At 59.1% G+C, this 23990-nt stretch carries 19 protein-coding genes and 5 pseudogenes; 17 read left to right on the top strand and 7 right to left on the bottom strand.

The annotated features are described in order from the left end of the window. Positions 1-80: 80 nt before the first annotated feature. Positions 81-431 (top strand): MbcA/ParS/Xre antitoxin family protein, encoded by a 351-nt coding sequence (locus tag AC04SF_RS36410; protein ID WP_488481724.1) that lies wholly within the window; start codon positions 81-83, stop codon positions 429-431. A gap of 4 nt (positions 432-435) precedes the next feature. Beyond that, positions 436-933 carry an RES family NAD+ phosphorylase gene (locus tag AC04SF_RS36405; RefSeq protein ID WP_488481726.1) on the top strand — a complete coding sequence of 166 codons (498 nt, stop codon included), beginning with the start codon at positions 436-438 and terminating at the stop codon, positions 931-933. 109 nt (positions 934-1042) lie between these two features. On the opposite strand, the gene AC04SF_RS36400 is transcribed toward AC04SF_RS36405, so the two are convergent. Both AC04SF_RS36400 and AC04SF_RS36395 read right to left on the bottom strand, forming a co-directional pair. Then, entirely contained in the window at positions 1043-1372 is a 330-nt protein-coding gene (locus tag AC04SF_RS36400; RefSeq protein WP_488481723.1) for a hypothetical protein, read from the bottom strand. A 141-nt stretch (positions 1373-1513) separates the two neighbouring features. Next, positions 1514-2169, bottom strand: a pseudogene (locus AC04SF_RS36395) (IS6 family transposase). A 220-nt stretch (positions 2170-2389) separates the two neighbouring features. On the opposite strand from AC04SF_RS36395, the gene AC04SF_RS36390 reads away from it, so the two are divergent. The 4 genes and pseudogenes from AC04SF_RS36390 to AC04SF_RS36375 all read left to right on the top strand — a co-directional run. Continuing rightward, a complete protein-coding gene (locus AC04SF_RS36390) occupies positions 2390-2773 on the top strand; it encodes a hypothetical protein (RefSeq protein WP_488481727.1) in 384 nt (127 codons plus the stop codon). A gap of 472 nt (positions 2774-3245) precedes the next feature. Next, positions 3246-3608, top strand: a complete 363-nt coding sequence (locus tag AC04SF_RS36385; protein WP_488481722.1) for a hypothetical protein — start codon at positions 3246-3248, stop codon at positions 3606-3608. A 159-nt stretch (positions 3609-3767) separates the two neighbouring features. Then, positions 3768-5159: a radical SAM family RiPP maturation amino acid epimerase gene (locus AC04SF_RS36380; RefSeq protein ID WP_488481721.1), complete on the top strand. Its 1392-nt coding sequence runs from the start codon at positions 3768-3770 to the stop codon at positions 5157-5159. A 26-nt stretch (positions 5160-5185) separates the two neighbouring features. Next, positions 5186-5311, top strand: a pseudogene (locus AC04SF_RS36375) (IS6 family transposase); the annotation flags it as partial. Between the two features lie 47 nt (positions 5312-5358). Here AC04SF_RS36375 and AC04SF_RS36370 read toward each other — a convergent pair. Continuing rightward, a pseudogene (locus AC04SF_RS36370) lies at positions 5359-5612 on the bottom strand (DDE-type integrase/transposase/recombinase); the annotation flags it as partial. Between the two features lie 369 nt (positions 5613-5981). Here AC04SF_RS36370 and AC04SF_RS36365 point away from each other — a divergent pair. Together AC04SF_RS36365 and AC04SF_RS36360 are read left to right on the top strand one after the other, a co-directional pair. After that, on the top strand, positions 5982-6251 hold the full coding sequence (locus tag AC04SF_RS36365; protein ID WP_488481720.1) for a helix-turn-helix transcriptional regulator: 270 nt from the start codon (positions 5982-5984) through the stop codon (positions 6249-6251). Continuing rightward, positions 6229-7491 carry a type II toxin-antitoxin system HipA family toxin gene (locus tag AC04SF_RS36360; protein ID WP_488481719.1) on the top strand — a complete coding sequence of 421 codons (1263 nt, stop codon included), beginning with the start codon at positions 6229-6231 and terminating at the stop codon, positions 7489-7491. Before AC04SF_RS36365 ends, AC04SF_RS36360 begins: the two co-directional genes overlap by 23 nt. A gap of 124 nt (positions 7492-7615) precedes the next feature. Here the strand turns inward: AC04SF_RS36360 and AC04SF_RS36355 are convergent, their stop codons facing one another. Next, positions 7616-7969, bottom strand: coding sequence for a type 2 periplasmic-binding domain-containing protein (locus AC04SF_RS36355; protein WP_488481718.1), 354 nt, complete (start codon positions 7967-7969; stop codon positions 7616-7618). 104 nt (positions 7970-8073) lie between these two features. Here AC04SF_RS36355 and AC04SF_RS36350 point away from each other — a divergent pair, with 104 nt between their 5' ends. From AC04SF_RS36350 to AC04SF_RS36335, 4 genes and pseudogenes are all read left to right on the top strand, one after another. After that, entirely contained in the window at positions 8074-8220 is a 147-nt protein-coding gene (locus AC04SF_RS36350; protein ID WP_488481717.1) for an amidohydrolase family protein, read from the top strand. A gap of 40 nt (positions 8221-8260) precedes the next feature. After that, the gene (locus AC04SF_RS36345) at positions 8261-9013 is read left to right on the top strand and encodes an SDR family NAD(P)-dependent oxidoreductase (protein WP_488481716.1); all 753 of its coding nucleotides are present in this window, start codon (positions 8261-8263) and stop codon (positions 9011-9013) included. Positions 9014-9032: 19 nt separating this feature from the next. Then, positions 9033-9871, top strand: a pseudogene (locus AC04SF_RS36340) (transketolase). Further along, entirely contained in the window at positions 9868-10890 is a 1023-nt protein-coding gene (locus AC04SF_RS36335; RefSeq protein ID WP_488481715.1) for a transketolase family protein, read from the top strand. Before AC04SF_RS36340 ends, AC04SF_RS36335 begins: the two are co-directional and overlap by 4 nt. A gap of 58 nt (positions 10891-10948) precedes the next feature. On the opposite strand, the pseudogene AC04SF_RS36330 reads toward AC04SF_RS36335, so the two are convergent. Further along, positions 10949-11377, bottom strand: a pseudogene (locus AC04SF_RS36330) (integrase arm-type DNA-binding domain-containing protein); the annotation flags it as partial. A 1075-nt stretch (positions 11378-12452) separates the two neighbouring features. Between AC04SF_RS36330 and AC04SF_RS36325 the strand changes: the two are divergent. The 3 genes from AC04SF_RS36325 to AC04SF_RS36315 all read left to right on the top strand — a co-directional run bounded on the left by AC04SF_RS36325 (position 12453) and on the right by AC04SF_RS36315 (position 16560). After that, positions 12453-13343, top strand: coding sequence for a SctD/MshK family protein (locus AC04SF_RS36325; protein ID WP_488481725.1), 891 nt, complete (start codon positions 12453-12455; stop codon positions 13341-13343). A 560-nt stretch (positions 13344-13903) separates the two neighbouring features. Further along, positions 13904-16018, top strand: a complete 2115-nt coding sequence (gene sctV, locus AC04SF_RS36320) for a type III secretion system export apparatus subunit SctV (RefSeq protein WP_488481714.1) — start codon at positions 13904-13906, stop codon at positions 16016-16018. Then, the gene (locus AC04SF_RS36315) at positions 16015-16560 is read left to right on the top strand and encodes a tetratricopeptide repeat protein (RefSeq protein WP_488481713.1); all 546 of its coding nucleotides are present in this window, start codon (positions 16015-16017) and stop codon (positions 16558-16560) included. The genes sctV and AC04SF_RS36315 overlap by 4 nt, the downstream gene beginning before the upstream one ends. Before the next feature lie 479 nt (positions 16561-17039). Here the strand turns inward: AC04SF_RS36315 and AC04SF_RS36310 are convergent, their stop codons facing one another. Beyond that, on the bottom strand, positions 17040-19166 hold the full coding sequence (locus tag AC04SF_RS36310) for a hypothetical protein (protein ID WP_488481712.1): 2127 nt from the start codon (positions 19164-19166) through the stop codon (positions 17040-17042). Positions 19167-20105: 939 nt separating this feature from the next. Next, positions 20106-21848, bottom strand: coding sequence for an alpha,alpha-trehalose-phosphate synthase (UDP-forming) (locus AC04SF_RS36305; protein WP_488481711.1), 1743 nt, complete (start codon positions 21846-21848; stop codon positions 20106-20108). A gap of 748 nt (positions 21849-22596) precedes the next feature. On the opposite strand from AC04SF_RS36305, the gene AC04SF_RS36300 reads away from it, so the two are divergent. Beyond that, positions 22597-22890 carry a helix-turn-helix domain-containing protein gene (locus tag AC04SF_RS36300; RefSeq protein ID WP_488481710.1) on the top strand — a complete coding sequence of 98 codons (294 nt, stop codon included), beginning with the start codon at positions 22597-22599 and terminating at the stop codon, positions 22888-22890. A 43-nt stretch (positions 22891-22933) separates the two neighbouring features. Continuing rightward, positions 22934-23461 carry a mobile mystery protein B gene (locus AC04SF_RS36295; RefSeq protein WP_488481709.1) on the top strand — a complete coding sequence of 176 codons (528 nt, stop codon included), beginning with the start codon at positions 22934-22936 and terminating at the stop codon, positions 23459-23461. Positions 23462-23990 lie beyond the last annotated feature (529 nt).

The raw sequence follows: 23990 nt of genomic DNA, 5'->3' as shown, positions 1-23990 counted from the left end.
CACTATTTCCATTGAATGCCGCACCGACCGACGCTATATTGCGTCACAGAAATTGGCATCGACAACCGCAGGAGATCGCTATGGGTCTCGTCCAGTATTCCGACAACGGCCTCTTCACGCCGCGCAAAATCGCGGAAGCATTCCGCACGACCAGCGAGGAAGTCGCCCGAACCGCAGGGCTTGGCAAGGACGCGGTCCAGCGCAAGGATCGCATCCGGTCGGACAAGACCCAGCGCCGGCTGCGCGAGATGGTTGAGGTGATCAACAAGGTCGAGCCGCGTTTCGGTTCGCAGTTAATGGCTTATGCCTGGTATCGCTCCGAGCCACTGCCTGGCTTCTCGGGTCAGACGGCCATGCAACTCGTGCGCAGCGGCCGCGCCGACGATGTGCTGGACTATGTCGACGCGGTCGACGCCGGCGTGCACGCCTGAAACGGTGCTGTATCGTGGAAAGCTCTATCGGGCGCTGAATCCGATCTATGCGCGCGAGCCGCTGTCGGGGCGGGGCGCGGAACTCTACGGTGGACGATTCAATCCGAAGGGCCTGCCCGCGCTCTATGCGTCGCTGTCGGTGATGACGGCCCTACGCGAAGCCAACCAGGTCGGCAATCTCCAGCCGACGACGCTCGTCTCCTACGACGCTGAGATCAATGGTGTGTTCGATTGTCGGGATGATCTCGCGCTCGAGGCAGAGGGTATGGATGCTGCCGCACTCGCCGACAAAACATGGCGCGACCAGATGAAGGCGAGCGGGGAACCACGAACGCAGGCCTTCGCCCGACGGCTGATCGCCGGCGGCTATCATGGCTTGCTGGTAAGGAGCTTCGCCTCCGGTGCCGCCGCCGACGATCTTAACCTGGTGCTTTGGAAATGGGGCGATGCAGCCCCGGCCCGCGTGATCCTGATCGACGACGAGAACCGCCTGTCGAGATAGAAAGCCTATGCTGCTTTCCGATCAGCCGCACCGCCACTTCCGTTGTCGGCGTCGTCCTTGTCGCTGGCGAGATCAGCCTCGACCTCGGCCAGTTGCTCGCGCTTCAGCGTCAATTCGGCTTCGAAGGTGAAGGCTTCGCCAACCCGCGGCCTGTACGAGGCGAGGCGCTTTTGCGCACCGGCGAGCCGTCGGCGATAGCTCTCCCGCTCGCTTTCGAAATTGTCGAGGGTTGCTCAAGTCGGGCGATGGCGCCGATCGGGGTCGTGGTGATGGGCAGCTCGACCTCATGCTCGGCGCCGGTGCGCAGCAGCATGGTGGCGTAGTGGAAGCCGTCCTTCCCGAAACGCTCACCGGAGAATTTTAGATCGAAGCCGCCGATCGCCGCGACGATCGCCTCGCCATCATGCTGGAGCTGCACGAGGGTCAGGATTTCCTTCATCAGCGCGGCCAGCGAGCTTGCGCTCGTCGAACGCCTCGCCGACTACGGTCATGGCGAAAGCATCGCCCCTCGTAGGCATCAGGCGCTCGGACGATGTCACGTTGTCTGATAACGGCCGCGATGATGCCAATGCCGTCAACCTCAGATGCCGGTGGTCACGGCATTCCATTCCGCCATGGCAAGCAGACGATGAATATGTGTGGCGAGAGCGCAGCGCTTTGAGCGGGGTGGGACGAAGAGATTGCGGATGGTGGGGAAGATCGAGACGAAGCGTTGCACGTTTTCGCAGCGGCACGTGGGAGTTTTCCGCCCGGTTGTTAAGCCCCTTGTGCGACCGGTGTTGAAGAAGCAGGGCGTCGCGCCGAAGCGCATGATCACCGACAAGCTGCGTTCCTACGGAGCAGCCAGGCGTCAGGTGATCAGCCGGATCAGCAATCGCTTGGCAGCCTTGGTGTTGCGGCGGTTCTGGGCGATCTCGTCGAGCACATATCCATCTTGATCGACGGCCCGCCACAGCCAATGTTTCCTGCCGGCGATGCTGATGACGACTTCATCCAGATGCCAGATATCGCTCCGGCTTGGCTGCTTGCGGCGCAAGCGGCGAGCATAATCAGGTCCGAATTTGATGCCCCAGTGAGCGGACGATGCAGGGCTTCCGATCCACCGGGAAGCCTTTGGCGGATCGTCTCATAAGAAACCACGATCCCCCGCTCCAGCAGCATTTCCTCGACCAAGCGAAGGCTCAGGGGGAACCGATAGTAGAGCCAGACCGCCAGTGCCGCCCTTTGGGATCGCAGCGGAGATGATCATGGGGGCATGCTTCCGCGTAAGCTCCTTGTGTTTATGTTACCATGGAAACAAGTCATCATGGACAGATGAAACAAAATCACGGGCCGTGGCGGGATCCCTCCCGCCAATTGTCGAGATCGCGCCCAATCCGCCGATCGCCGTCGATGAGAGTGACCGAATAGCCCCGATGGTCGAAACATGGTGACATTTTCGACGGGGAAGACTGGTTTGGCAACCCAGGCGCGCATCGATAGAGGCTCGCTCAAGGGGCAGTTTTTGCGCGGCTGCTGTCTTCAGGAAGGAAGGGGTCCGGTGGCCCCTCGACTGCGCATTTCCGACAAGCTTTCCGGCTGCCCATCGTCCAACGCGCGCATTCGCGCTGGCATGAATACGCCCGTCCCTCGAGCCGAGCTTGATGACCTGCGCCACGAGCAAAGCGTGTCACGACTCGTATTGAAATCGTTGGCCAGCCATGCTGGCGTTGCGTTGCCCTCACGGATCATCTGGCCCCACCGCGGCGATATCACGGGCCATGTCGCGCGCACCCTCGTGGATGGAGCGCAGGACCGCCTAGCCGCCTTGATGCACGACGATGAGTTTTTGGCGGCCTGAAGCGGCGATGTGGTTCCCCTTGCGGTGCTTTTTCGCAAGCCTCACGGGCGCCGGCGATAATCCGTTGTGATGGAAGGCGGGGTTTGCGGAGAGGTCAGCGGGTTCGTTTGCGGGGCGTCCGGCGCCCCGTCGGCTATGTTACGAGTTGGGGATGCGATCGAGAACGATGCGCAGGATGCCTTGATCGGGGCAGGATGTCGACAGGTGCAGGCGGATCTTGCGTCTTGATCTCGCCCCCCAATCACGGCGGGCTAGGTTTGGGGCGAGCTCCTCACCCGCATCCGCGCGGAGCGGGCCAATTGTCAATTCGCAACCCGAAAGGTCGGCAAGTTGACAATGCGTACTGTCAGACAACGCGTAAAGCCAAGATTTTGAGGTTGGTACGGCGCTTGCGTTCACGGAACCATCATCCGATCGCTTGTAAGAGCGAGATAGATAGTTAGGCAACATCGAGCAAAGGCACGAATTCGTCATGCGGAAAACTGACTTAGAGCGATTCGTCAACGATTTAGGAAAAAAAGGCAGTCCGCTTGAAAATCTCAAACGACGCGCTGGAGGGCTTGCATCGATCGTAGCGATTGGAAAGAGCCTCAACTACAACATCACGCTTGACGAGGTTAAAAGTTACATCCGATCGAACAGCCGGCACAAGTCCAGTACGAAGAAGCTCAGCGCGATCGCAGGCCGCAAGTGTGGTTCGAGCGTTCCGGCCTTGACCAGCTTTGTACAGACCACTGCGTTGGCTAATTCCACTAGCCCTGCGCAAATCGACGGAAGAGCTAGAGTCGCTGCGGTCGTATTAGTTGTCGTAATTGCTGTTTTGGTCGCAACCTAACCGCATTGGCTCGGTCGAGCCGGCCTAAAGTAACATCAAAGCAACCCGCGTCGAGGGATCATGCCATCAGGCGTACAAGAGGCCACTTCAAGGGTTGACTCGAAGCCTCGCGAAGACTGGCAACAAATCTTTGCCCAGCGAACGCTGGAGGACCGCCGAATGTTGCCACACGTCAAGCGCTTCATGGAGCGGCTTGCCGGCGACAGGAAGTTCCGCACGGCCCTTTCGGAGAACATCGACGCCCCTCGATCGGTAACAGAGCGCTACGGCATCGAAGTTGACCCAATGGAGATGCTGCCGCTCTGGTGCGGGGACTACGTCGAGCACCGCTTCGAGCCGGAGGCCGCCACGTGGCCGCTGGTTATGATGTGGGACGAGTACATGGGCGAGATGTTGCGCCATCGCTACCTCCTGCGCGCCGAGGGCGAAATGTTGACAGTCAACCCTCGCTTCCATGCTTGGCGCGAGCGCCAAATCCGGCGCTGCAACGACGAACTGGGCGAATTGGCGCCGTCGATCACGCACCCCATCATCGCTTTCGAGCTGAGTGAAGGCTGTTCCGTCGGTTGCTGGTTCTGCGGCTTGTCGGCCGACCGCTTAAAGGGGTATTATGAGTATAGCAAGGAGCATGCCGAGGTTTGGCGCGGTGTGGTCGGTGTCGCGAGCGAGATGTTCGGTTCGGCAGCCCGCACTGGTTTCTGCTACTGGGCCACAGATCCGATCGATAACCCGGACTACGACCGCTTTCTGTTCGACTACTATCAAATCACGGGCGCATTGCCACAAACGACGACGGCCGCCCCGCTTAAGGATCAGGCGCTCACTAGGCGCGTGCTTGAACTGTTCAAACGTTACGGTAGCGTGACGAATCGTTTCTCAGTGCTGAGCACGGACCATCTTAATCAGATTCACGCGGCGTTTTCGCCCGAGGACCTGATGGGGGTTGAACTCGTCCTGCAGGGCAAAGAGGGGCCGACCACAAAGGCTTTTGCCGGGCGCGCACGCAAGCGGCAGGAGAAACTCCAGGCAGCCAACAAAGATGATTCACTCGCCTTGTCGGAGGACTATCCCACTACGATAGCCTGTGTTTCCGGCTTCCTCGTAAATATGCGGCAAGGACGTATACAACTGGTAACGCCGGTACCGGGTAGTGAACGCTGGCCTCTCGGGTACCGTATCGTGGACGAACGTTTCTTCAGCACGCCCGACGAGTTCCGGGATGGGCTGCAGTGCATCATCGACGAGCATATGTTCGAAAGCCCACCTCCCAACCTGCCGATCCGCTTCCGCGGAGATCTGCAATACGAGGCAGGGAACCGGTACTTCCATCTCCGCTCACGCAACATGGAACACCGGGTTCTCGACCAGGTCGCTCCGATTTCCGTTGGCGATCTGATCGCGTGCGGCAACTGCACAGCCTCCGAGCTTATTATGCGGGTCGGAACGGACGGAGCGAGCGCCCTTGCAGTCGCCGATCTGCTGGACCAGTTGTACGCGGCGGGGGTGATCGAAGAGGACCTCGACGGGCCTTATCAACTTAACTCGCTGTGAGCGATTTGTGGCATAAGCGCGCTGGCATGAATACGCCCGTCATCAGCTACAAGCGCCACCGTTTCCCGTCCCAGATCCTCGCTCATGCGGTCTGGCTCTACTATCGGTTCCCCCTGAGCCTGCGCTTGGTCGAAGAAATGCTGCTGGGGCGATGTCACGTTGTCTGATAACGGCCGCTATGATGCTAATGCCGTCGACCTCAGACGCCGGCGGTCGCGGCAGTCCATTCCGCCATGGCAAGCAGACGATGAATATGTGTGGCGAGAGCGCAGCGCTTTGAGCGGGTGGGACGAAGAGATTGCGGATCGTGGAGAAGATCGAGACGAAGCGTTGAAGGCTTCCCGGTGATCGGAAGCCCTGAATCGTCCGCTCACGTTTTCGCAGCGGCACGTGGGAGTTTTCCGCCCGGTTGTTAAGCCCCTTGTGCGACCGGTGCTCGACGGGGCGAATTTCCGCCGCGCTTCGCCTTGACCCCAAGATGTCTGGTTTGCGACATCGAAGGTTCAGGCATGGCCGCCGCTCGAACCCATGCTTCGCGCACCAAATCCTGACGTCAAGTAGCGCCGGCCCCGTCCCGTCAAAGACCTTGGATAACGCTGCATACGAACGGCATAGATGGCACGACCAGCACTGGAACGTCCTTACCATCGAGCCAGGCATCCTCGAGCGGCATGCCGATGATGGGATGAGAATGTTCGGCATGCTGATCATGGTCGGCGTGATGCCGCGGCCCGAGTTTCAGGCTGATGCATTCTTGAAAACAGCCAAGATATAAGCTAATCTCTCCAAAAATCCGCAATACAGCTATTTTGTGAGGCGAAAATGATCGATCTGATCGACCTTGGCAATGAGATCAAGAATGCTAGAAGACAACGTAAGCTGACACGGGAAAAGCTCGCCGAACTTTCTGGGGTCAGTCGGGCGAGGATCGAGGCGCTTGAGAACGGCAGGGTATCCGACATGGGTTTCAAAGGCGTGCTCACGCTCATGAACATCGTAGGGCTGGATTTTCGGCTGACGACATTCAACAACAAGCGGCCCACGCTCGAAGACATCCTGGAGGAAGACGATGCTCCGCGTATGGGTAGGTAGCAAGCCAGTCGGCGTGTTGGACAGGTCCGGCAAGCGTGGTTCGACTTTCGTGTACGACGTAAAGGCCGACGACCGTGACGCCGTGTCGCTCACGATGCCCAAACGGACCGAATCGTGGAATTCGGAGTTCGGCCTCCTTCCCATTTTTGACATGAACCTGCCGGAGGGAGCCCTTGAAGGGAAGATCCGGACGGCCTTCGCCAAGGCATTGGGCCGCTTCGACGACATCGACCTGCTGGCCGTCGTCGGTCGGTCGCAAATCGGCCGCATCCGCTTCACTGGCATGGAAGAGGAACTGGTGGAGGATGTCCCTTTCCGAAGCATTGACGACCTGCTGCGCGCCCGTCGGGAAGGCGATCTCTATAACGAGCTCCTGGAAACATACGCAGTCCATTCAGGGGTGGCCGGAGTGCAGCCGAAGGTGCTGGTGCGAGCCAGGGAGGATGAGCAGTCAGACGGACGTGGGTCCCTCAGCGTCCGCGGAGCTACCCACATCGTCAAAATGTGGGACCCCGACGAGTATCCCGAATTGGCGGCAAACGAATTCTTCTGCCTTATGGCAGCCCAGGAAGTCGGTCTCGAGGTGCCGGACTTCCGGCTATCCGAGGATGGTCTCGCCCTCGTGGTCGAGAGATTCGACCTAACCGATGGCTTGTACCTCGGATATGAGGACTTCTGCGTGCTGAACGGCGTAACCAGCAAGGACAAGTACAACGGAGGATACGAAACAAAGCTCTTCAAGCGGATCAAGGAGTTCGTCTCTCCCGAAAATGCCGTCGGGTCATTGGAAGTGGCTTTCCGCCTGTTTGTGATTAATTGCGCCATCCGCAATGGCGATGCCCACCTGAAGAATTTTGGCATCGTCTACAAAGACGCGGAAAGTCCGGTAAGGCTGGCTCCCGTGTATGACCTCATCACGACCAGGGCCTACATTAAGAACGATGCCATGGCGCTCACCCTCGACGGCTCCACCGCCTGGCCCGACCGAAAGAGGCTCGATCGGCTTGGCGTTACCCGGGCGAACCTCCGACCGGGGCGCGTAGGGGAGATCGTAGAGCAGACCTGCGACACGATCTCAGACGTTTCGAGACGGGCGAAGGCCTATTTTGAAGAGTCCCGCTTCCCTTGGGTCGGTGAAAGGATGCTCAGGGAATGGCAAGCCGGAGTGGGCTCGCTTTGCGAAGGAAAGACGATCCACTTGATAGAGGTTCCGGACGAACCGGCAACACAAAACGGCTAGAATACAAGCTATTTTTGGCCGCTCCGAACATAACAGCCAGCATTTAAGCTATCAATACCCAGGTGCTGTCGGCTCCGCCAAGCTTAACGTCGAGTGATGCGCGGCGTCTAGCAAGATTGCCAGATCACGCCATTGGCGCCGTTCTGTCGCCCTGTTCGCCGAAATGCGGCCGGCGTTCGAACGATATGCGAAGTTCCTTATCCGCCAGAAATTGGCGAGCCAGATCGGTATCGCGCTTGCCGACCCGTGATACCCATTCCGAAAACAAGCGAACCGCACGCCGGTTCATGTGCCGCGAAGGACAGACCAGCCAATAGCCTGGAAACTCGGTGACGTCGAACTTGGTCGAGACGGGCACCAAGGCGCCCGACACTAGATCCTCGAATGCTATGGATGTGCTTTCCAGGACCACGCCTGCTCCGTCCTTGGCCAATTGAACCGACATTGACGAACGGTCGAAACGATAAGGATAGGTCATGCGGGCGCCTTGGACGCCGTTGCGCGGAGCGACTGGTCCTGGACCACGGCGTCGATCCGCCCCTATGTCGAGGAGGCGATCGCGGCCTTGGTGTCGGCCGCTCAATGTTCGCGACGAACTTCCCCGTCGACAAGCTGTTCTCGAGCTTCGACGCCGTCGTGAACGCCTTCAAGGAGATCACGCAAGGCTACACACACGAGGAGCGGCTTGCATTGTTCCATGACAACGCCGCTCGCTACTACCGGCTCTAGATCATCCGCCGAGACAATTGAAACAGCAGGAGACTTTGACATGTTGCTGAAGGGCAAGGCCGTGGTGATTTCGGGTGCCGCGAGCCCTCGGGGAATTGGCCGCTCCACGGCAACGCTGATGGCGGAGCAAGGCGCGCGCATTGCTGTTCTTGACCTCGATAAGGAACAAGCCCGTGACGCCGCCGCGTCGCTTGGACCCGAGCATATCGGCCTCGCCTGCAATGTCGCCGACCTCGATGCCTGCAAGAGGGCTGCTGAAGAAGTGACCGAAGCGTTCGGAAGGGTTGAGGTGTTGTGCAACATTGCCGGGATCACGCAACCCGTAAAGACACTCGATATCGGTCCGGCCGACTGGGACCGCATCCTCGATGTCAATCTGCGCGGCGTGCTCTATCTCAGCCAGGCCTTCATCCCGCATATGCGTGAAAATGGCGGCGGCTCGATCATCTGCATGTCGTCCGTTTCCGCGCAACGCGGCGGCGGCATCTTCGGTGGCCCGCATCACTCAGCCGCCAAGGCTGGCGTGCTCGGCCTTGCCAAGGCCATGGCACGCGAATTCGGGCCTGACGGCATCCGCGTCAACTGCGTCACGCCTGGCCTGATCCAGACCGACATCACCGGCGGCAGGCTGACCGATTCCGTGCGCGCCGACATCATCAAGGGTATCCCGCTCAGTCGCCTGGGCGATGCGCGTGACGTGGCGGGCGCCTACCTCTTCCTCGCCTCCGATCTGGCCAGCTACATCACCGGCGCCGTGATCGACGTCAATGGAGGGATGTTGATCCATGGCTGACGGAACAACGGAATTCGAGATGCCACGTGCGGGCAGCAATGTCAGCCTTGCAGAACGCGCCTATCGCATCCGTCGACATACCGTGCGCATGGGCGAAGTCCAGGGCCAGGGCTATGTCGGGCAGGCGCTCGGCGTCGCCGATGTGCTTGGGGTCGCCTATTTCCATGCGCTTCGCTAGCGGCCGGATGACACACAATGGGAGGAGCGCGACCGCTTTCTGCTGTCGATCGGACATTATGCGATCGCGCTTTACGCGGCATTGATCGAAGCAGGCGTGCTGCCCGAGGAAGAGCTTGAGACCTACGGTACCGACGACAGCCGCATGCCGATGTCCGGCATGCCGGCGTACACGCCTGGAATGGAAATCACCGGCGGATCGCTCGGCCACGGGCTCGGCATCGCCGTCGGCATGTGCCTGGGACTGAAACGCAAGCAGAGCGATTGTTTCGTCTACAATCTCTTGTCCGACGGTGAGCTCGGCGAGGGTTCGACCTGGGAAGCAGCGATGTCTGCCGCCCATCACAAGCTCGACAACCTCATCGCCATCGTCGACTTCAACAACCAGCAGGCCGACGGCCCGTCCACAGCCATGCTGTCTTCGGAGCCGGTGACCGACAAGTTCGAGGCCTTCGGCTGGCACGCGCAGCGCGTTGACGGCAACGACATCGAGGCCGTCCGCGCTGCGTTCGACAACGCGCGGGGTCTCAAGGATCCGCGTCCGGTATCATCGTCTGCGACACCCGCATGGGTAAGGGAGTGCCGTTCCTGGAGGCTCGCGACGTCACGCATTTCATCCGCGTCGAGCCTTATGAGTGGGCGCTGGCGCTCGAAGCTTTGGAGAAGGGACGTCCGGAGTGAGGCTGTCAAAATTCGCGCCGCGCCACGCCGTCAACGCGGGCGAGCGCAAGACCACCTCGGCGATGATCGCCTCGATCGCGCCCGATGGCGTTCCCACGCGCAACGCGCCGTTCGGACACACACTTGCAAGGCTAGCCCATCAGCGGCCCGGGATCGTGGGTTTGACGGCTGATCTTGCGAAATACACCGACCTACATGTCTTCGCGCAGGAGCATCCGGATCGCTTCTATCAAATGGGCATGGCGGAGCAGGTACTGATGAGCGCTGCCGCTGGCCTGGCGCGGGAGGGTTTCACGCCCTTCGCCACGACCTACGCTGTCTTTGCCTCCCGACGTGCCTACGATTTCATCTGCATGGCGATTGCCGAGGACAATCTCGACGTCAAGATCGTCTGCGCTCTGCCGGGACTGACCACCGGCTACGGTCCCAGCCACCAGGCGACGGAGGACATCGCGATCTTCCGTGGCATGCCGAACCTAACGATCATCGATCCTTGCGACGCGCTCGACATCGAACAGGCCACGGAGGCGATCGCGGACTACAAGGGGCCGGTCTACATGCGGCTTTTGCGCGGCAAGGTCCCTGTCGTGCTCGACGATTACAACTACAAATTCGAGATCGGCAAGGCGCGATTGCTGCGCGACGGTGCGGACGTACTGTTCATTTCCAGCGGCCTAATGACCATGCGTGTGCTGGAGGCGGCAAAGGCTCTCGAAGCTGACCGTATCGGCTGCGCGGTGCTGCACGTGCCGACGATCAAGCCGCTCGACACAGAGGCAATACTTGCCGCTGCGCGCCAGCCCGGCAGGTTGGTGGTCGTGGCCGAGAACCACACGATCATAGGCGGGCTGGGTGAAGGCGTTGCCACCCTCCTTTTGCGAGACGGTGTGACTCCCACGTTTCGCCAGATCGCGCTGCCCGACAAATTCCTCGATGCCGGCGCGTTGCCGACACTTCATGATCGCTACGGGATCTCGACGTCCGAGATTGTGCGCCGCATTCGCGGATGGGTGAAATAGAACCGAGGGAACCGGGCTGCTTTTTCGTGAATTTCCGTGATGAGCCCGTAAATCTGCTTATATCTCGTACGTGAATTGCTGTCACCGGAGCACCACGTTTAACGATGCTGGCGCATAGGGCCCTTAGGTCGTCCGGCGTAATTTCCGGCAGGAGCCGATTGCGCCAGACCGGAAGAAGCGCTCGCTCAAAGATGGCGCGCCGCGTGGCCCGCGTGCTGTCGGCCATTGGCGCGGCCGTGAGCCAATTCTCGCCGAATTCGCCCGCTTCGCCCGCTGCTTCTCGATCGCTGGCGATCGTCCCACGCGGATGAGGTTGCTGGTCCAGGCACTTCTCTCGTGCGAGCGCTAGCGAGATTCCGTCACGTCCATATCTGCCCAGATGCACCGTCTCCTGGTGCCCATTGAGCCTGTAGTCCAGCAGAGACGGCATCGCGCTGCCCGGCATGACTTTGACATACATACCGTCACGGTCCACGACTTTGTAGATTTTCTCTTTTGGTTTTCAAAGGGTGGCGTCCGTCAGCATACCCATTGCTCCCAGAAAAGTACCGTCAGTACAACAGCACAGCTGACATTAAGTGGAAACCGGGGAAGTAGTAGACGGCACCGCAAAGCAGTTGACCCATACCTCGCGGCCAAATCGTGCTGGAAGAAATCTGCCACAATAGCAGAGGTCAGATCGCCGCAACCGTGATTTGCGGCAGCGCCGTTTTTACGGAAGCTCGTCAGCTTGTCGAAAGGTGGCGGCTATAGGTTGGGGACATGGATACCAACGCGGCCCTCGCCGTCCGCCAACGAAATTGATGATTAAAGCCGGAGTACCTGATGGTCGCAGCAATTGGAAGTGGATCTGGCAGCATGGGTTTTTCCTTGGCCCGTACGGGGGGGCATGGACATTCGAGTGGACAACCGCCGCACGCGCCCGGCGGACCTTCTGATCATAGCAGGCCGGATCAAAGCAGGCCGCCTGCGTACAACAGGCCTGTTAACGGTCGCGATCGGGCGGATATCCCGAACAATTCTAGCGGCGGCTTGCAATCTGTGGCTGAACAAGAAGCCTTCGAGCAGGTTCTCTGTGCCGTTGCGCAAACCATCATGATGGATGTCATGGCTGATTCCGAGGACGCTATGGCAGAAACGGAAGAAGAGGATGCCTGACGTTGGATGGTCCTCGTCAGGATGTGGTGTGCCGTCAATGAAGGCACAATTCGAACTGAAAGGGAAACTATATGGCTAATCCTATTCAAGCCTTTACCAACACCTTTGGTACAGCCGCTGCGACGCTTGGAACGACTGCTGCCAGAGGCGCTGGAGCTGTTGCCTTCCAGGCCCAGGTCGCGGATCTAGCGGCGGTTAGCGCGGAGGCTACGGCTAGGAGTATGGAGCTGCGCACTGTTTCGATGCAGCTCCAGACAGTCAAGAAGGCGGCCGACGAACGCGTTAACTAATGTCTGAAGCGCGGCTCAGGTAGCCTCGATCGCGTCCAGCTGGCGCGATGTGGAATCGAAATGAGCCGCACGGCAATTGCCGTGCGGCTTCTCTCCTTTTTGGGAAGATCATCATTGAATGACGCCGTTTCCCTTCATTTCGAAGTTTTGTCAGGTCTCTATTGCGGACTGACCGGCGAGGTGGCTCCAGAAGCCAGCTTAATCGGCAGCGGCCTCGATGCCGATATAATCTTCGTCGAGCAAGGACTCGCGCCGCATCATCTTCGTATCAATGTTGTTGAAGATTCGATCGAGCTCGATGCCCTGGCAGCCGGAGTTAGCGTGGAGGGCAACGGGAATGTAGCCGCAGGCCAGCGTGTTGTGGTTGCTCTTCCTGTCGTTGTTCAAATAGGCGCCATGTCCATTCTCTGGTCGGCAAAGGGTGCAGCGCCAGCTGTGTCGAACGGTCCACCACGGCTATCGATCCCAGTGCTAGCCTTCGTGCTACTCGGTTCCGTCGGGATCGGCGCGCTCTCAGCCATTTTCTCCTACTACGACAGCGCCGGTGGATCGGGCACCAATTCGTCTAGTGCCAAACTTGAATCCAAGCTGACCAATGACCGTGCTGATAATCAGAACACCGAGGCCGCGGCCAAAGATTTGCAAAACGAAGTCGCCAGAGCGGGCCTGCTCAACATCAAGATCGGCTCCGAAAAGGGTGTTGTGACTGCTGAAGGTACCGTCGCGTCTGCATCGGCCACCAGTTGGCAGAAGGTTCAGCAGTGGTTTGATCATCGCACGAAGGGCGCAGTGACTCTGGTTAATGGAGTTGTCATCAAAGAGGACAAAGGGCCGTCCGCAATCGCGGTTGAAGCGGTTTGGCGTGGGTCTTCGCCGTATGTTGTCATTGGTGGCGAGAAGTATTTCGTCGGCGCCCTTTTGGACAATGGATGGACGGTCGATCGGATCGAGGACGGCCGCGTGCTGCTGAGCCGAAATGGCCGCCTTGCTTCTCTCCCATATTAAAGGCTCGCGGCGGCAGGCCACGTTCACGAGAACTCCCATGGTCACGCAGCCCCACCTATCCTGTTGCGCTCGATTTCATAGGTTGCGTGAAGGTGGCGTCCTGCGGAACCAGTTGCGGCGGATGGTCATGTTGCGGCAGAGCCGCAACCAGCCTTCTCAAAGGCTTGCCCATGGCGACCCTGCGTCAACCGCGACGCTGCATTGCAACCAACGAGCGTCTCCCAAAGCCGGTGATGTCGTCCCGAGCCACAAGCAAGAGCGCAAATTCCCCACCCCGTCCGGCAAGGAGTTTGAATACGAGCAGAGCGCACGAGACTTGCCCCTGCTGTGTCTCGTTGACCACGCTAGTTTTCGGGATGTCCGCCTAGGGCGGCGCCGCGCTTATCCGCTTAACTGGCAAGCTTTCGGTCAAACACTGGCGGTCCTGAACAGACCGGATCCACCCGGCCGCCATCCATTTTCGCGCCTGTCTCCCAGCCTCAAGCTGAGCCATGCGCTGGTGGGTCTTCGAAATCTGCGTAGCAGCAGAGCAACTCTCAAACCATCACAAAGGGGCCTCCATGGCCAACATCCTGCGTAACTTCATCGAGCGCGCGCCGGCCAACCCGGACTTAATGGTCGCGTTGATGCTGCTTCTGGCCATAGCTATGATGGTCATGCCAGTACCGATCGCTGTAATTGACGCGCTGATCGGATTCAATATGGGTTTAGCCATCCTGCTGCTGATGGTCGCCCTGCATATCAGCACGCCGCTTGATTTTTCCTCCTTGCCCGGCGTCATTTTGATTTCCACGGTGTTCCGTCTGGCGCTCACCATCGCAACAACCCGACTGATCCTGGCCGAGGGGGAGGCAGGCAGCATCATCCACACGTTCGGCGATTTCGTGATCGCAGGTAATATCGTCGTAGGTATTGTCATATTTCTGGTCGTCACCATGGTGCAATTCATGGTCCTTGCGAAGGGCGCCGAACGCGTAGCAGAAGTGGCGGCGCGCTTCACGCTTGATGCGCTGCCGGGCAAGCAAATGGCGGTCGACGCGGAGTTGCGGAACGGCCACATCGATGGCAACGAATCTCGCAAGCGTCGCGCCGCATTGGAGAAGGAGAGCCGACTTTACGGCGCGATGGATGGTGCGATGAAGTTCGTGAAGGGCGACGCCATCGCCGGGTTGGTCGTTATCTTCATCAACATGCTGGGTGGGATTTCGATCGGCGTGCTTTCGAAGGGAATGCCCTTCGCCGAGGTGCTGCGTCACTATACTCTGCTGACCATCGGTGATGCGCTCATCTCGCAGATTCCGGCCCTGCTGCTCTCAATTACCGCGGCCACCATCGTCACTCGCGTAACCGGAGCTGAGAGCCTCAACCTTGGGACCGACATCGTCGATCAACTCACGGCCAGTAGGCGAGCATTGCGGTTGGCGGCCTCTGTCTTGATTGCAATGGGGTTCGTTCCTGGCTTCCCCCTGCCGGTCTTTCTCGCCTTGGCCGCAATCTTCGCCGCGGCAAGCATGGTCAAGGGTGATGTGCTGGCCGCCAGCAGCGGCGATGGTACAACGGCAGCGTCAGGGGAGTCCGCAAACCAAACCCCGCCTGCCCAAGCCGGTCCGATCGCCTTATTCCTTTCGCCGAACCTTATGCATGCGATCGACCAAGCCGAATTGCAACAGCACATTGCAGGTGTTTCGCAACTGGTTTCAGTCGATCTCGGCATCGTTGTTCCCAGCATTCCTGCCTCGATCGATCAACAGCTGCCCGAGTCCCAATTCAGAACAGATATCGAGGGCGTCCCGGTCGAACAAGGTTTGATTGATCCCACACAGCTGAAGCTCAAAGATGATGTGGCGAAATTAGAATCGAGCAGCATCCCGTTTCGGCATGATTTAGAAACGGACACAATCTGGATCGAAAAAAGCCATTTGGCGGGTCTCAAAGCTGCCGGTATCGCGCATTACTCGCCTAGCGAACTCCTCGCGTTGCGTGTCCAGGCTATGTTGACTCGCTACGCACCTCGCTTGGTCGGCATCCAAGAGACGAGCCAGTTGCTGGGCCGGATGGAGCAAGAATATGCCGATCTGGTGAAGGAGGTGCTGCGCACGACACCGATCCCACGGATTGCAGATGTGCTGCGCCGCCTGCTGAATGAAGGTATCCCGATCCGCAATACTCGCCTCATTTTGGAGGCATTGGCCGAATGGAGCGAACGTGAGCAAAACGTCGCCCTTCTCACGGAGTACGTCCGTTCTGCCATGAAGCGGCAGATCTGCCATCGCTATGCCAACGGACACGGTGTCCTGCCCGCCTTAATCATAGATCGTGAGACTGAGGATGTGGTACGCAACGCGGCTCGGGATTCGGCCGCTGGTCCCTCCCTCTTGCTTGAGGATCAGCAAAGCGAAGCTCTGCTATCACAGATGCGTCAGATCATTTCCGGCGCAACGCCGGATCAAGCCCGTCCTGTCGTATTGACTTCGATGGATGTTCGACGCTTCGTCCGCGGCTTTCTCACCCGAAATGGGATCGATCTTGCTGTACTGTCCTATCAGGACCTCGCGTCAGACTTCACGATTCAGCCCGCCGGATCGGTCAGGATCCGCCTGGAACCAAAAGTGGGACGCCAGGAGAACCGCGCAATCTCCGCTTTGCCATCTAAGATAGGTGATAACCAACTATGAGTTCACATGAGCATGTCGCTTCACCGTTACTTTCGTTTCATCTGAAACCGGTTCTCTTCGCAGCATTCGCCATCCTGCCTCTTGCCGGTTGCGCTAGTTGGAATAAGCCAGCTCTTTCAGTAAAGGAGACGTCGCCCCCGGACTTGCTCGGCGCCAATCACATCGATCCGGCTATGCGCGAACGCATTTTGCGCGAAGTCGGTCAGGATTCTCAAGAGCGAGCTTTGCGAGATGAGCTGAGGCAACATCCAGGCAATGTTGATATGGCAATCCGTCTTACGAAGGTTTTGGTGGCGCAGAAACGCCTTGATGACGCCGTTGGGGTCCTCGACAGCGTCCTGGTTGCAGTTCCAGGCGACTTGCGCGCGTTGAATGCGAAGGGAGCTGTCTTGGACATTCAAGGCAGGCATGACGCGGCACAAGCGTTATATCGGCAGGCCCTCCAAACAGAGCCAGAAAATCAGATGTTGCTCCACAATCTTAACCTGTCGGTTGCGCTTAACGGCAAGTCCGAACGGAATGCGTTGGCACCGTCGCAATAGCTGCCACTGGACTTGCATGTTTGTCAGAAGTGGCCGCAGATCGGGCGCTATGTACGAGCACGCGTCAGGACCGTTTGGGGCGCTGATGTTGAAGGGACTGCGTAAGGTCTTCCAAGTCACCAGGGTGAGAACGAGACCCGGCGATTGTAGCGTCTCCGGCAGAGCACCAGTTGTGGGCGCTGTCGCACTATCTGAGATTGACCTGACCCGCACCTCGCACGATCCGGCTCGCCGCCGCGATCGGTTCGCCGCTGGGCCGCATCGGAAAGTCGCCAATGGCATGTACCGCCGGTCCGGTGAAGCAGGGGGTCGGGAGCTCGGACCGAAGTCGAAGAGGCGGTCTCGCGTTCCAAACACGCTTTGCCCTCCCGCTGCAGCCGGTGGAGGCCTCGCCTAGGCTCATTGGGCTATGGCGGCTGGACTTCGGCAACTCGGTTGTCGCGAAACGTAGTTTGCTGGCGTCGGGCATCGCTCTACAACTACACCCCATGACCGACAGCCTGCGTCGACTGATGCTTCGCTTCAGCAAAGGAATGGCGTGCATGACTGCTAGATCCGGCGACCAACAAGGACTTGCAGAACGCGGGGGTGAGCTTGCCACGGTGGATCACGATGTTCTCGTGACCGATCTTGGCGCGGGCGTCCTGCCACTGCCGATTATGGCCGCGCTGCTCATTCGACTTGACGTGGCAAGCGGCGAAATCGGCTTCTTCCAGTGTTGCCAACTCCCCTGCATGTACCGGCCGCTTCGTATGGATGTGCACCCACATGGGACCCGGCATGACGCCGTTGCGCAGCGCCTTCGGCTGCAGCCTGATCTCAAACAGCGCCCCCGGCTCGCCCTTCAACGCACGTGGCAGATCCGCAGGCGTCAACTCCTTGGCCTCAAGCAAGTGTTCAAGGTGGTTCTGGGACGGAAAGGCGTAGGTCTTCATGCACTCGATCTTGGCGTTGGCCCTTGTCTCGTTCAAAGCCTTAGCCAGTCCCCTCGCCTCGGACAATATCACCTTGAGCCGGACGGTTTTGTCGTGCACTTCGACCACTTGCGCGGGCGAGAGCAGGACGCGTCGCCGAGGATCCTCCAACGCGACCAGACAGGCCTGCATCTCAGTGGTCTGTGCCTGGAGGCGCGCGATTACAGTTTCGACGGCGTGGTCGGCGTCTTCGGGTTTCAGCTGGCGCGCCTGAGAGACGGTCCTTTGCTGACCAGCCGTATCGAACTGCAAAAGTTCGTCCAGCCGCGTGAGTAGCGGCCTAAGGGTCTCCGTCGAGGCTGGGGCCGGGGTTTGCCAGATCGCCAAGTGTGCCGCCGCCGATGACGCGCTCGCATGCGCCTCTCTCGCGCTCACAAGTTTCTTCGTGCCTCGATCCGAACGCATGAGAACCTTGGTTGCTGGCGCGGAGTCGTCGCTGACGGTTGCAACGACTTGCGGTTCCGGCCGCGGCGCGGCCGAACTCCCGCCACCGGCAGCCAGCTTGCCCTTGCTTTTCCTCTGCCGGCTGCGCGCCGCGGTGACTTCGGCCACCGCAGCCTCGCCGGCAGTTTCGGCCAGTATTGTAGCGCCCGCGGCAGCTGTCCGTGCAGTGATGGGCGACGACTGCGTCTGCAGCGTCAGAGTTCCTTGGGACACGGCAGCCGTGCCAGCCTTGTCGGCCGATATCGCAGCGCTGGCGATGGCCGGCGATAAATTCCGTGCAGGCTCTGGCTGCAGATCCAGGAGCCGCATGACCTCGTCGGCAGTGATCCATGCGCCGTCTACGATTTGCCCAAGCAGTTCCAACGGGAGGCGGCCACCTGTTCCATGGTCGCTTAGCTTGGCAAGCATGGAGTACGACGTCGACGCAAATTCCGAAAGCCGCTCCATGACTCCTTCCAAAACGGCGCAGTGTTGTGCGTCGAGGGGACGCCCTTGATTGTTCATCACAGCATCTTTCGTCGAGACGAATGCCGGAAAAACATCGGCGATGAAGCCGTCCAACAGAGCCACCTGTTCGTGGAGGATGTCCCTGACGGGTGGTTCGAACGTGCTTGTCTGCGGCTCAATCTTGAGCTGCGCGAGAGCGGTCCGGGATTGCAGCTGCATGACCTTCGTAGCCATTAGCCAGCCGGTGCGCAGGCGCAGCGCGGCTTCTTCGCCCCGCCGCATTTCGACCGTTGAACTTGGCAAATTGGAAGCCGCGGCGCACACGGACCGCGCCCATTCGCCGCGCTGTACCTTCTTGTCCCACCACTCCATGCAGGCGACATAATGTTTAGCCACACTGGAAACCGACCGGATCACCTGGTCGGGGGAGGCATTGGATCGGTACATCTCGCGGAGGATGCGGTCGGCAGCCTGCCTGCCCCGTTCTGACTTCTCGATAATTGTTTTGGCTACACGATCACAATGGTCCACTCGATCGATCGCGTGGTCGCGGATTTGACGCACCTGATCGTCGGGCAGAATGCGATGCGCTACCGGGCCGGGTAGGCTTGTGTAGTATTCCAGAACGTTTGCACCCGCATTGATGACCCGATCGAATTTGTCTTGCAGTTCGTCCATCGATCGTATGTTTTGCAGGCCGCTTTTTTGGCGAACGTCTAGTTCCTCAAGCAGGCCGAGCATCCGTTGCTTTGCGTCGTTTTTCTCTTCCTCTGTCCAGGGAGCGGGTATTGCCTCACTTGAAGTTGACGGCGCGCCCGCGATCGGCGTCGTACTGTCAGCCTCCGACAAAGAAGGAACGCCGCGCCGCCGCGTAGCGGCTACACGCGGCGCGGCAACCGGGATTCGATGTGCGCCAACGGATGGGCCGGAAGATCTACCACCAAGGTCGTCATCAGCACCGTGCGCGATGCCAGCCGAGAGTAAACCTCTACCTTCAGGCTCAGAGCGCATCCGATCCACGACGGAACCGAACGATCGGCTGCCCTCCGCCGCCGCCCGACTCGATGGGGAGCGCGAACTGCCCGGTTCGGCTGCATCATCGGCGATGCGTGATCTGTCAAGTCGGCCAATGCCCGTCATATTTCATCTCCGATGAAGGCTTAGAATGCGCTGTCTATGCTGCTGGGGCGGATGTCGCTTAGCCGTAGCGCATCGTACGCGGGGATATAAGCGTACCCTGATGGGCATAGGGCATGGGATCCCCGAGCAGCCGCATGGTTTCTCGTCAATCGTCACGGGCAGCCCCACGCGCAGCGGCGTCGATTGATTCACGCCGCACTCGCAGTTTTCAGGTTTTGCAAGAATTCAGTCGAGGTCCGCTCGCGCTTCCATTCACCGACACCATTTTTCACCAAAGTATAGCTATAGCTGAAACCTTCTACATGGGTCCGTCGTAAGGGCTTTTGGCTTCCTGCATTGAATGCTCTGACGTTCCCACCGATTGCCTTTCGTGATTGTCGCCAAATGCCACCGACGAGTCAGCAATTCGACGACTCCCTGGTCGTTGAGCGTCACGGCGAGAGTGCGTTGCGACGCTCGAAATCATCACGGCTTTGCTTGCTCCAGATCTTTGCGCGGGAAGCCTATGCGCTCATCCGCCCAACCCACGTTCATTATGATTCAATCGTTCAGGGACACATTCGGCATGACATCGCCTGTCGCTGGCGGGATCCAGTATCTATCCATTGAGCGCTTCAGCGATGCGTCCAACTCGGCGGCTGTCCGGAGCGAGGGCATTTGCGCCTCGTTGATCCAGCCGAAGCCGAGGTAATGGAAGTGGTCCGCCGGCGCCGTGATCCGGCTCTTGTCCAATTCTCCAACGAAGTCCGCCGCCCAATCGTGGATTGTATAAGCTTCAAGTTTATCCTTCATCGGCTGCCAGCGTTGGATGCGCTCTTCGCGGGGCATCTTGGCCGCTCTGGAAATCGCGGACGCGATCTCGTCAGGGCGGGTCGGATCCACCAGCAGAGCCTCATTGTTGTTGAAGTCCTCGGCCGCACCTGCAAACTTGGACAAGACCAAAACGCCCGGATCTTTCGGGTCTTGCGCAGCGACATATTCCTTCGCTACCAAATTCATGCCGTCTCGCAAGGGTGTCACCACGCAGACGCGCGCGGCGCGGTAAAGACCCGCGAGTCGAGCCTGGCTGAAAGCGTCATTCTCATAGAGGATCGGGCTCCACTCGTCCGTACCATGCTCGACATTGACCCGGCTGACCAAGCTGTCAACATTGCGCTTGTACGCTTGATACTCTTCAATTTCGGTGCGTGAAGGTATGGCGATTTGCAAGAGTGAAATGCTGCGCGGCTCGGCTGCGAACACCTGATCGAAAGCTTTGATCCGGTTGTCGATACCCTTGCTGTAATCGAGTCGATCGACGCCAATTGCAAGCTTCGCGCCCCCGAGTTTCTTTTGCACGGAGGAGATATATTCCTCCTGATTGGCAAGCGACTCCGCCGCATATTCTGCAAACTGCTTCGGATCGATACCGATCGGAAACTTTTGGCAGCGCGTCCGCCCGCGTTCCGAAATCACGATGCCATCCTTGCTTTCTAGGCCAAGATGAGAACGGAGGCATGCAAGGAAGTTATCCACGTCCCTGTTGGTCTGAAAGCCGAGCAAGCCATAGTCGAGCATCGATTTCATGAGTTCACGATGATTGGGTACTTGCGCGATGGTATCGGGTGCCGGCCACGGCGTATGTAGGAAAAAGCCGATCGGCCGGTCGACGCCGAGTCTGTGGAGGTCATCGGCGAGCGGAAGAAAGTGATAATCATGCACCCAGAATGCGTCTCGATCCCTCAAGTCGAACGCCGCGCGCGCCATAAAGGCATTGATCTCGCGATAGCTGTCGTAATGTTGCGGCGAGCTCGAAATTCGGTCGGGCAAGGAGTGAAACGCCGGCCATAATGTCGAATTCGCAAAACCTGCATAGAAGCCAGGATAGTGTGCGCTCGGCAGATCAAGCCTCGATATATGTCCCTCGCCATATGACTCGAGTTGCACACTCGCTGCAGCGTCCTCGCTCACCTTGCCTGAGGAGCCCAGCCAGACGGCACCTGAACGCGCCACGATGGGCTCGAGCGCTGCGGCAAGGCCGCCCGTCTTCGGTTGGCCCGGGTCGGCGGCTGCAACGCGGTTTGAAATGACGACAAGCTTTGATTGCTGCCCTGTCTCACAGAGATCATCCTTCTGGTGGACAGAACCAATCCGAGGGGAAAGATCTGAAGGGGATTGTTGCATCCAATACTGCGCTGCCTCGCGCAGGTGCTGGTCGAAGGCTGCGTGTTGCATGGGTTGCCGTGTCGTGCGTGACGTACCGGCGGGCCTTGAGTCTGCCACCAAAGCAGTGATTCTATCCATTTTACATCTCCGTCCAGATCTCCATTCGATACGGTTTGGGATCGCAGCCACTAAGCCGCAGGCTTCTCCATTGCTCACCTTAAGCGGTCGAGCTTTCGAGAAGCTGACGAGACTAAAAGCAATTAGTCGCCGCGCTCAGTGGGACCTGATGGCGACCTGTGGCCGAGCACTCCAACTAGGCAGTGGGGCTCACGCCCTTGATCGCACGGAGCTGGCCTCCCCCTCTCACCGGATGCCTGTGCAGGGCGCTTCGGCTGAATTCATTCAGCCGAAGCGCGGCAAGCGATTGCGTGACAGCCGCTACCCCAGCAATCCAGTACTGCGTGCCTTTGGAGGACCTGTCAGCCAGTTATAAACCGACGTCAGCTTGCTTGTGACCGCGACAGTCTATCTTTTGGACCATCGCACCTGGCTTTTGGGCTGGCTCGGTCCGGCACTGACCCAAGGGAGGGGCTTGGGGCGTCTGAGCCGATGCCGGACCGAACCGTATCAGGCGACGCGGGTTATCTCGTCGCACATTGCAGCAACAGGTGCCACTTATGGCTTTATATCTTCTATCCGACTTTCTGTGAAATTTATTGTTTTGATCCGACGCATTGATGCTTTGGATGGACCCAAAGTGCCCCGTATTGAGCAGGGCTCGTGTTGAAGGACTGTTGTTCGACGGCTCTAATTTGAGTGCGGCAGGACGGATTGCGCGGCCTACACCAGCCGAAGGCTGGATTCGAACCGTGCGCAAGCCCTTGGCATGTCCGGCGCGCAGCTTGCAAAAAGGTTGGGCGTCACGCGCGCCCACGTGGCACAGGCAGAGAAACCCGAACTCGACGGCGGCGTAACCCTGAAATCCATGCAGGCCGCAGCTGAAGCCATGGGTTGCCGGTTCGTCTACGCTTTCGTTCCACCTGGCTCCATCGAGAATGTAATCATTGGCCATGCCCGAAAAAAGGCGCAGGCGATTACCAACACAGCGGGCAAGCATATGGCGCTGAGGGTCAAGCCGTATCCGACAGCCGGACGCGGCAGGAAGTTTCTCGCCTCATGAGCGAGTTGATCTACGAAATGGCTCCCGACTTCTGGAAGGACAAGTGACGATTAAGCTCGAATATCCCGAGGGAGCTGCGCCCCTCGATCCTAATGAACTCAGTGGGCTTAAATACAAGCACATCACCACGCAGGGCGAGCTTGACGAGCTCAAGCAGGCCAACATCGCTTCCGGGCCGCGCTGGCTTGCCCGCACGCGTGGCAAGGACATCCTCTCGGACGATTTTGCAATCGAGCTTCACCGGCGGCTCTTTGGCGACGTGCGGGACTGGGCAGGAGTGTTTCGGAAGACCGGGAAAAACATCGGCGTTGATCCAACCCAGATTGGAGTGCAGCTACGCGGCTTGATGGATGACGCCCAATATTGGGCGGCAAACCGCACCTATGCGGCGACCGAGGCCGCCGTGCGCCTACATCATAAGCTGTTCTTCATTCACCCGTTTGCCAACGGCAACGGGCGTCACGCGCGTATCATGGCCGATGTCGTCCTCGACAAGGTATACGGCGCCGGCCCAATCGACTGGACAGCAGGCGCAGACCTTCAAAAAATCAACGAGAGGCGCATCACATAGATCGCGGCTCTGAAGGCGGCGGATGCTCATGACATCGGGCCGCTGCTGGCGTTCATAGGTCCTCGAACCGATGTGTCGGAGAAAGCTGACAGAGCCACCCGATTCGCCGGCTCGGCGACGCGCCGGCAAATTGTTCAATGAATCGAAAAATCGACGGTCTGTCGGCTCATGCCGGCGAAGCGCGCCGGCACCTGCCCATGTTCGAGGCTAGTTGTCGTGATCAGGTTGTCGACAGCTTCCCCATTTAACAAAACAGACAGGGTTGGTCGCACTGGACGAACATCGGCTGCCGATGCTCACGATGCATGCCTGCCGAGGGCTGTTAAAGGGTAGTTTGTTGCTGATTTCCGGCACGTCAAATCCAGCCCAGCTTCGATGCCTATTTTTGAAGGGAGGAACGGATGGATTTCGCCTCGACGAAGTGGGAGCAGGTAAAGTCGGACAGCGCGGGCCGGCAAGCGAGTTCACCCGCGGTGCCGTCCGCAGATGCAGCGACCTTTGAGCGGCAGCTGAGCGAGATCGCCAGTTC

It is taken from the genome of Mesorhizobium sp. CNPSo 4671 (assembly GCF_057784245.1).
The sequence above is the reverse complement of the archived record's forward strand: the minus strand, read 5'-3'. Positions and strand labels throughout refer to the sequence as shown.

What these genes read in the sequence shown, in the direction of transcription:
- AC04SF_RS36410 (WP_488481724.1), top strand. Translation starts at nt 81, where the DNA reads ATGGGTCTCGTCCAGTATTCCGACAACGGCCTCTTCACGCCGCGCAAA.
- AC04SF_RS36400 (WP_488481723.1), bottom strand. Translation starts at nt 1,372, where the DNA reads ATGAAGGAAATCCTGACCCTCGTGCAGCTCCAGCATGATGGCGAGGCG.
- AC04SF_RS36385 (WP_488481722.1), top strand. Translation starts at nt 3,246, where the DNA reads ATGCGGAAAACTGACTTAGAGCGATTCGTCAACGATTTAGGAAAAAAA.
- AC04SF_RS36380 (WP_488481721.1), top strand. Translation starts at nt 3,768, where the DNA reads ATGTTGCCACACGTCAAGCGCTTCATGGAGCGGCTTGCCGGCGACAGG.
- AC04SF_RS36365 (WP_488481720.1), top strand. Translation starts at nt 5,982, where the DNA reads ATGATCGATCTGATCGACCTTGGCAATGAGATCAAGAATGCTAGAAGA.
- AC04SF_RS36360 (WP_488481719.1), top strand. Translation starts at nt 6,229, where the DNA reads ATGCTCCGCGTATGGGTAGGTAGCAAGCCAGTCGGCGTGTTGGACAGG.
- AC04SF_RS36355 (WP_488481718.1), bottom strand. Translation starts at nt 7,969, where the DNA reads ATGACCTATCCTTATCGTTTCGACCGTTCGTCAATGTCGGTTCAATTG.
- AC04SF_RS36350 (WP_488481717.1), top strand. Translation starts at nt 8,074, where the DNA reads ATGTTCGCGACGAACTTCCCCGTCGACAAGCTGTTCTCGAGCTTCGAC.
- AC04SF_RS36345 (WP_488481716.1), top strand. Translation starts at nt 8,261, where the DNA reads ATGTTGCTGAAGGGCAAGGCCGTGGTGATTTCGGGTGCCGCGAGCCCT.
- sctV (WP_488481714.1), top strand. Translation starts at nt 13,904, where the DNA reads ATGGCCAACATCCTGCGTAACTTCATCGAGCGCGCGCCGGCCAACCCG.
- AC04SF_RS36315 (WP_488481713.1), top strand. Translation starts at nt 16,015, where the DNA reads ATGAGTTCACATGAGCATGTCGCTTCACCGTTACTTTCGTTTCATCTG.
- AC04SF_RS36310 (WP_488481712.1), bottom strand. Translation starts at nt 19,166, where the DNA reads ATGCTCGGCCTGCTTGAGGAACTAGACGTTCGCCAAAAAAGCGGCCTG.
- AC04SF_RS36305 (WP_488481711.1), bottom strand. Translation starts at nt 21,848, where the DNA reads ATGGATAGAATCACTGCTTTGGTGGCAGACTCAAGGCCCGCCGGTACG.
- AC04SF_RS36300 (WP_488481710.1), top strand. Translation starts at nt 22,597, where the DNA reads ATGTCCGGCGCGCAGCTTGCAAAAAGGTTGGGCGTCACGCGCGCCCAC.